Annotated in this window: 11 protein-coding genes; 5 read left to right on the top strand and 6 right to left on the bottom strand. The window is 67.6% G+C overall.

Features of this window, described 5'->3' with window-relative positions; translation table 11 throughout:
* Nucleotides 1–585: molybdopterin-dependent oxidoreductase (locus QOC69_RS31055; protein WP_526446348.1), on the top strand; the 585-nt coding region annotated here is incomplete at its 5' end.
* Nucleotides 586–1,044, top strand: coding sequence for a hypothetical protein (locus QOC69_RS31050; RefSeq protein WP_526446347.1), 459 nt, complete (start codon nucleotides 586–588; stop codon nucleotides 1,042–1,044).
* Here the strand turns inward: QOC69_RS31050 and QOC69_RS31045 are convergent.
* From QOC69_RS31045 to QOC69_RS31035, 3 genes are read right to left on the bottom strand one after another with little or no spacing between them, the layout of a single operon-like run.
* Nucleotides 970–2,337 carry a hypothetical protein gene (locus QOC69_RS31045; protein WP_526446346.1) on the bottom strand — a complete coding sequence of 456 codons (1,368 nt, stop codon included), beginning with the start codon at nucleotides 2,335–2,337 and terminating at the stop codon, nucleotides 970–972. The two genes, QOC69_RS31050 and QOC69_RS31045, sit on opposite strands and share 75 nt — an antisense overlap.
* Nucleotides 2,338–2,365: 28 nt before the next feature.
* A complete protein-coding gene (locus QOC69_RS31040) occupies nucleotides 2,366–2,872 on the bottom strand; it encodes a DUF302 domain-containing protein (protein WP_526446345.1) in 507 nt (168 codons plus the stop codon).
* Nucleotides 2,869–3,681 (bottom strand): LLM class F420-dependent oxidoreductase, encoded by an 813-nt coding sequence (locus QOC69_RS31035; protein ID WP_526446344.1) that lies wholly within the window; start codon nucleotides 3,679–3,681, stop codon nucleotides 2,869–2,871. The genes QOC69_RS31040 and QOC69_RS31035 overlap by 4 nt, the downstream gene beginning before the upstream one ends.
* Nucleotides 3,682–3,767: 86 nt before the next feature.
* On the opposite strand from QOC69_RS31035, the gene QOC69_RS31030 reads away from it, so the two are divergent.
* On the top strand, nucleotides 3,768–4,355 hold the full coding sequence (locus tag QOC69_RS31030) for a TetR/AcrR family transcriptional regulator (RefSeq protein ID WP_526446343.1): 588 nt from the start codon (nucleotides 3,768–3,770) through the stop codon (nucleotides 4,353–4,355).
* Between the two features lie 2 nt (nucleotides 4,356–4,357).
* Here QOC69_RS31030 and QOC69_RS31025 read toward each other — a convergent pair whose 3' ends face one another.
* Entirely contained in the window at nucleotides 4,358–5,410 is a 1,053-nt protein-coding gene (locus QOC69_RS31025) for an AI-2E family transporter (protein ID WP_526446342.1), read from the bottom strand.
* Between the two features lie 65 nt (nucleotides 5,411–5,475).
* Complete coding sequence (locus QOC69_RS31020) at nucleotides 5,476–5,631, bottom strand: hypothetical protein (RefSeq protein WP_526446341.1); 156 nt, start codon at nucleotides 5,629–5,631, stop codon at nucleotides 5,476–5,478.
* Nucleotides 5,632–5,732: 101 nt separating this feature from the next.
* On the opposite strand from QOC69_RS31020, the gene QOC69_RS31015 reads away from it, so the two are divergent.
* Both QOC69_RS31015 and QOC69_RS31010 read left to right on the top strand, forming a co-directional pair.
* A complete protein-coding gene (locus QOC69_RS31015) occupies nucleotides 5,733–6,017 on the top strand; it encodes an SDR family NAD(P)-dependent oxidoreductase (RefSeq protein ID WP_526446340.1) in 285 nt (94 codons plus the stop codon).
* A 98-nt stretch (nucleotides 6,018–6,115) separates the two neighbouring features.
* A complete protein-coding gene (locus QOC69_RS31010; RefSeq protein ID WP_526446339.1) occupies nucleotides 6,116–6,283 on the top strand; it encodes an SDR family oxidoreductase in 168 nt (55 codons plus the stop codon).
* A gap of 40 nt (nucleotides 6,284–6,323) precedes the next feature.
* Here QOC69_RS31010 and QOC69_RS31005 read toward each other — a convergent pair.
* The coding region (locus tag QOC69_RS31005; RefSeq protein WP_526446338.1) for a PNPOx family protein at nucleotides 6,324–6,702 on the bottom strand (379 nt) is incomplete at its 5' end.

Below are 6,702 nucleotides of genomic sequence, written 5' to 3'. Positions count from 1 at the left end.
AGCCGGCGCACGGTGTTGGTCGGCACGGGCCTGGCGGTCGCGCTGGCGACAGTCGTCACCGCCGGGCAGACCATCCCGTGGCTGCGCAAGGTGTCGGTGCTGGCGCCGCGTTCCGGGGAAGGGCCGCAAGGAGTTCCGGTGAACCGTTCGGCTGCCGCCGCCCGGGTTCTGCGGAGCGCGCGGGCGCCGGACTACCGGTTGACCGTCAGCCATGGGTCGACGAAGCGGGTGTTCACCATCGCCGACCTCGTGGCCCTGCCGCAAGCCACCCACCAGTTGCCCATCTCGTGCGTGGAGGGATGGAGTGCCAACGCGGAATGGACCGGGGTGGTGCTCGCAGACCTCGTCGCCGCGGTCGGCGCATCGCCCGATTCCGACGTGCGGATGATCTCGCTGGAACCACCGGGACCGTATTCGCGGACGGTCCTACCGGCCCGGCACGCCCGCGACTCGCAGACCCTTATCGCGTTGCGGCTCAACGGTGAAGTCCTCGACATCGACCACGGCTACCCGTGCCGTTTGATCGCACCAACGAGACCCGGTGTACTGCAGACGAAGTGGCTGTCGCGGATCGAGGTGGTCTAGTTGCGAGCAGTCCTGATCGTTCTCGGCGTTGCGATGGGCGTCTACGGTGCCGTGCTGCTGTGGGACAACTCGCTCGAGGTCATCGTGCGCATCGCGGTGTGGGCGGTGGCCGGTGCGGTGCTGCACGACTTCGTATTCGCGCCGCTGTGCGTGGCCCTGGGGTTCACCGGCAGGCGGCTCATCCGCGGACGATGGTGGACGCCCCTTACGGTGGCGGGGCTGTGCACTGTCGTGCTGGGCTTGCTCGCGATCCCGGTCTTCGCCAAGCCGGGCCTGCGGCCCGACAACATGACTGTGCTGAATCGCGATTACCCTCTGGGGCTGTGGGTTTCGTTGGCCGTCGTGTGGGCGTGCGTGCCGCTCTACTATTTGGTCATCGGGTTGCTACCAGTTCGTCAGGATGACGTGGTTGAGCGCGAGGGCGCCGAGGACGTTGGCGGCCAGCCACCAGCGGTGTGACCGTGCGGGCAGCAGCGCGGGCGCGGCCGTCAGCCAGATCATGAACGGCAGCCAGATGCGTTCGGTCTCGGCCTTGCTCAGCATGCTGAGGTCCGCGCACAGGATCGCAAGCAGCGCGGCCAGCACCACCAGGTGCAGCCCCGAGCGTCGCTTGATCGCCGCGACGTCGAAGGCCCTGGCGACCCCGGCGACGCTGCCAAGTCCGATGGCGCACACCACCGAAGCCAGGTTCGCCCACGACCAGTACTGGAACGGACGGTTGAGCGCGATGCCCTGCCAGTAGCGTTCCTGGACGAGGGTGTAGCCGTCGAACCACCAGAAGCCGGTGGCGGCGAACACCGCGACCACGCCAAGCGCGACGAGCGCCGCGGGGATCAGCGCACGCAGAGCCGAGCGGAGGTCCTTGGCGGCGATCAATACGGCGACTGCGGGTAGCGCGATGAGGCCAAGTCCGTAGTTGAGGAAGATCGCCCAGCCCAGCGCCAGGCCGGCACCGGCGCCCGCGAGCAGGGGGAGGCGCGTCGTGCCGCGCGCCGCCACCGCCAGCAGGGCGATGCCCCATGCCGCGACGCCGGCGAAGTAGCCGTCGGCCGACACCGCGATCCAGATGGCGGTCGGCGCCACCGCGACGAACGGGGCGGCCAGTCGCGCAGTCGCCTCGTCGGACAGCGCCCGCACCGCCACGACGACGGCCGCTGCGGCGCTCGAGCCCACCAGCAGCACGAAGGTCGCCGCCCAGGCGCCGCCGCCCAGCCCGATGCGGTCCAGCCATACGAACGTCAGCAGGGCGCCCGGTGGGTGGCCCGAGACGTGGGTGATCCACGAATTGGGCTGGAAGTCGAGGATCCTGCTGGCGAACGTTCGGACGGCCTCGGGGATGTCGGTGATGGTCGGCACCTGACGTAGGTACTCGTGCCGCGCCGCGAGCCGGCCTGCGAAGCCGCGCTGCCAGCCGTCGATCATCGCCAGCGAGAACGCCCACCCGCACGCCGTCGCCCACGTCACCCAGGGCACCGCGCGCCACGGCAGGCGCTGCGCCACGGCCTGGCCGACGAGCACCGCGGCGACACCGATGACGATGGCCGCAACGGTGCCCCACCCGACGTGGGCGTTCCACCAGCCGAAGATGGGCGCGGTCTGCGCGAAGTCGCGGATCTGTTGGGGCGTGCTGTTGATCAGCGGCGTCACGACGCCGAGGTGCAGGTGCGGCACCACGAACGCCGCGACCACCAGCACGACCGCCAGTGCGACGGCGACGATCTCTCGGGCGTACTGGCGGCCGGAGGACGTCACGCCTATGCACACTATTGCGTCGCGGTGATCACCCCGCGGCGTCGCGAAGCAGCGTCAGCACCGCGCCGTCGAGTTCTTGGGCGACCGCCGACGCCGCATCACCTGCGTACGGCGCGATCGCGCTGGCCACCCGGTCGTAGGACAGCGTCACGCCGTCTGGTCGCTCGACGATCAGAATCGTCACCGGAGCGTAAGACCCGGCGTCGGGCACCGTCGCGGTCATCTTGCTCATCGTGACCGGGTTGCCCGCGATGATCCGCAGGATCCGGGCGCTGCGGTCCGGGTCGCGGATGGCAAGGACCGCACCGAGGTCGAGGCTCATGAACTCGAGGAGCCCGCTACTACCAGCCACGGGTTCGATCAGGGCGTCGAACTCGTCGCGACTTCCGACTGCGCCCCACCGGCGCGCGAGGTCGCGGAAGTCGGGCACCCGGCCGAGTCCGGCGTACGCTGCGGCGACCACGTCGTCGAACGGCCGATCGGTCGTCACGGTGACCCTGCGGACCTCGACCGTCGTCTCGGATTCCTGGCTCATGCCTTGTCTCGCCATTCGATCATCTTCTCCAGGGTACTGAAGTCGTAACCGGCTGCAGTGGGATGGATCTCGGTGGTGAACAGGGTGACACCGGCATCCCGGTAGGCGTCGGCGTCCTGTGCATTCTCCCATACCGACGACCGCTCGATGTCGGAGTCGTTGCGGCCGTTGGCCGTTGCGAGCTCGCCGACGGTCTTGCTGGCCAGGATGAACTGATCGATCGGCAGGAACGTGTGCCAGATGTCGGCGTGGCGGGCCACCGCGGGCAGCGTGCGCTTGACACCCGAGCCGCCGATCAGGATCGGGATGTCGCGCACGGGAAGCGGCGTCAGGTTCTGCAGCCGGTGCTCGATGCGGCGCAGGCCATCGTCGAACAGATCCATCCGCGACTTGACCGTGCCGAAGTCGTAACCGTATGTGGTGTAGTCCTTTTCGTACCATCCTGCGCCAAGGCCGAGGATCAGTCGACCGCCGCTGATGTGATCCACGGTGCGGGCCATGTCGGCGAGCAGCTCCGGGTTGCGATACCCGATGCCGGTGACCAGCAGGCCGATCTCCGCGCGGGACGTGATCTCACCCCAGGTCGCCAGAGCCGTCCACCCCTCGAAGTTGTTCACGTCCGGCTGGACTGCGGACAGTACCGGCTTGGCGTCGACGATGCCCTCCATCGCAATCCGGTGGAAGTGGTCGTAGCCGAAGACGACGTCGGCGCCGAGTTCCTCGGCGTGGATGACGGCCGCGCGCCAACTGCGGTAGTCGGGCGCTCCGCCGGGCCACAGTTGAACGCCGACGCGGACGGGTCGAGTCATGAATTGCTCCTTCGAGGGTGGGTGGTCATCACTGGGGGCAAGTCATCATCTGGACTGTTTATTCCAGAACGGAGTACACTAACTTCATGCCCCGCCCACGCAAGTTCGACGAAGACACGGTGGTGGCGGCCGCCCGAGACCGGTTCTGGAACGGCGGATACGCCGCGACGTCCGTCGACGACCTCACCGCAGCCACCGGACTCGGCAAGGGAAGCCTCTACGGCGCCTTCGGTGACAAGCACGCACTGTTCGTCCGCGCGCTCGACGGGTACTGCGTCGATGCGATGGATCGGGTGGCCGAGCAGCTACGGCAGCCCGGCGTTTCCGCCTACGACCGACTCGCCGGGCACGTCCGCACGATGGTCGCCGACATCGTCGCCGACAACGAGCGCCTTGGCTGCATGATGGCCAAGAGCTCGGCCGAACTCGGCGCTGCCGACGCCGACGTCGATCGTGTGGTCGGCGAGTCGCTGACCCGGTGGCGGGGCGACCTCGTCGAGTGCATCGCGGAGGCTCAGCGTGACGGAACGGTGCGCGCCGACGCCGATCCCGAGGCACTCGCCACCACGCTGCTCGGTCTGATTCGGGGGTTCGAGGCACTGCGCAAGGGCGGCACCGAGCCGGCCCAGATCGCGGCCGCCGCCGAGCAGGCCCTCGCGCTCGTCGTTGGTTGACCTCAGGTCTTCTCGTCGACGTCCGCGTCCAGCAGCGGGCCGTCTTCTTCCTTGAGCGCTTCGCCGCGGGCGGCCGGGTCTGGCGCCATGAGTACGCGGACGAAGCTGTTGAAGAACGCGATGATTGGTACGGCCAGTAACGCGCCGACAATACCGGCCAGCACGCTGCCCGCCGTGATGCCCAGCACCACGGCGAGGGGGTGGATGGACACCGCCCGACCCATCACCAGCGGCTGGAGCACGTGTGCCTCCAACTGCATCACCGCGACGATGAGGCCCAGCGTGATGGCCGCGAAGATGAAGCCCTTCGCGAGCAGCGCCACGATGACGGCCAGGAATCCGGTGATCACGGCGCCCACCACGGGGACGAATGCGCCGAGGAACACCAGGGAGGCGAGCGGCAGCGCCAACGGGATTCCCATGATGGCCAAGCCGATTCCGATGCCGAGCGCATCGACGAGGGCCACCAGAAAGGTGGCGCGCGCATACCCCGCAAGGGAGTGAAAGCCGGCCGCTCCTGCCTCGCGCACCCGCGCCCGCGCGTCGGCGGGCACGACACGGGTGACGAACTGCCAGATGTTGCGGCCGCCGAGGAGGAAGAAGATGACCGTGAAGAAGGTGAGCAGCGCGCCGGTGACGAGCTCGGCGACGGTTCCGGCCGTGGAGACTGCGCCGCTGGTCAACTGCGTCTGATGTTCGTTGAGCGACTTGATGACCGAATCGCCTGCGTGGTTGATCTGATCGCGACTGAGGTGCGCTGGACCGTCGATGAGCCAGTCGCGGAGGGTGTCGATGCTGTTCGTCACCTGTTCGACCAAACCCGGCAGGCCATCGACGAACTGGCTGATGACGAACGCCAGAATGCCCACGAAGACCGTGAGGCCGAGGATGACCACGAAGGCCACGGCGCCGCCGCGGGCCGCGCCGTACCGATCCAGGAAGTCGACCGCAGGCAACAGCATTGCGGCCAGCATCAGGGCCAGCGCAACCGGCACGACGACGAGCCCGAACCGGCGCATCACCTCGAACACGACGACGGCCGCGGCAAGGATCACTAGCAATCGCCAGGACCATGCCGCGGCCCGTCGTACGAGTGGGCTTACCGACTCGGAGTCATGCACTAGAACCAGACTTTTCTGCCTCCGACGGGCCGCCCGACGGCACCAAGGATCCACAACACCACGCCGATGACCAGCAGGATTCCACCGATGGTGTACAGGATCGAGATGCCAGTGAAGTAGCCGATGACGAGCAGGATCACACCGAGGACGATCATCGTTTTCTCCGATCAGTCGAGGAAGACCGTTCTTCCCGTTAACTCGGAATTACCGCTTCGGTAAGTTCCAAACCAGTCGCCGCGCGGAATACTTCGGACGCGTGGGCACGGCGGGCATCGGCCTGGCGACCGCGAAGCGATTCATCGCCGAGGGCGCCACCGTGTTCATCACCGGGCGCAGGCATGCCGAACTCGACAAGGCGGCCGAGGAACTCGGCGACGGGGTCATCGCCGTCCAGGGCGACGTGTCCAAGCCGGAAGACCTCGACCGGTTGTACGCCGCCGTCGCAGACCGCGGAGAGCCATCGACGTACTGTTCGCCAACGCCGCCGTCATCGACGTCGCGCGCATCGGTGACCTCACCGAAGAGCACCTCGACTACCTGACCCCGGGTATCGAGATCCTCGCCAACCTGGTATTCGCAGGCCCGACCGCCGTCGACCAGTTCACGGAACTACAGAAGAATACGGTTCCGCTTGCCAGGATGGCAGAAGCCGACGAGGTGGCCAAGGCCGTCGTGTTCCTGGCCTCGGACCTCTGCAGCTTCACCACCGGCGCCGACATCCCGGTCGACGGTGGCGTCAACCAGATCCAACGTCGTCGGCGGCGCGGCGGAGTCCGCTCTGCGCATAGGGCGCGAAAGTGCGAGTGACCCAAGCCATCACCGCAGAGTCGAGCGGAGCGTCGGGTCGTTAGTAGAGGATCTTGCGCATGTTGTCTTCGTCGTAGTACTCGTTGAGCTGCTCGTCGCTCATGTCCGGCTTGATGGCCTTGGCGAGCTGCGCGACGGTCGGCACGGCGCTGGGGTCCCACGTCTCCGGCTTCCACGCGTCGGATCGCAGAAATGCCTTGGCGCAGTGGAAGAACACCTCCTCGACGGCGATCTCCAAGGCGAGGAGGGGCCGCTTGCCGTCCACGATCAGCGCGTCGAAGTAGTCGGCGTCGGCCAGGATTCGCGCGGTGCCGTTGATCCGCAGGGTGTCACCGCGCCCGGGGATCAGGAACACCGTGCCGACGTGGGGTCGCTGCAGCACGTTGAGGTAGCCGTCGACCCGCTTGTTGCCGGGCCGT

Origin of the sequence: Mycobacterium sp., assembly GCF_032162105.1 — a bacterium.
Taxonomy (GTDB): Bacteria; Actinomycetota; Actinomycetes; order Mycobacteriales; family Mycobacteriaceae; genus Mycobacterium.
Note: the sequence above shows the minus strand (reverse complement) of the source record. Positions and strands in the feature narration are given on the sequence as shown.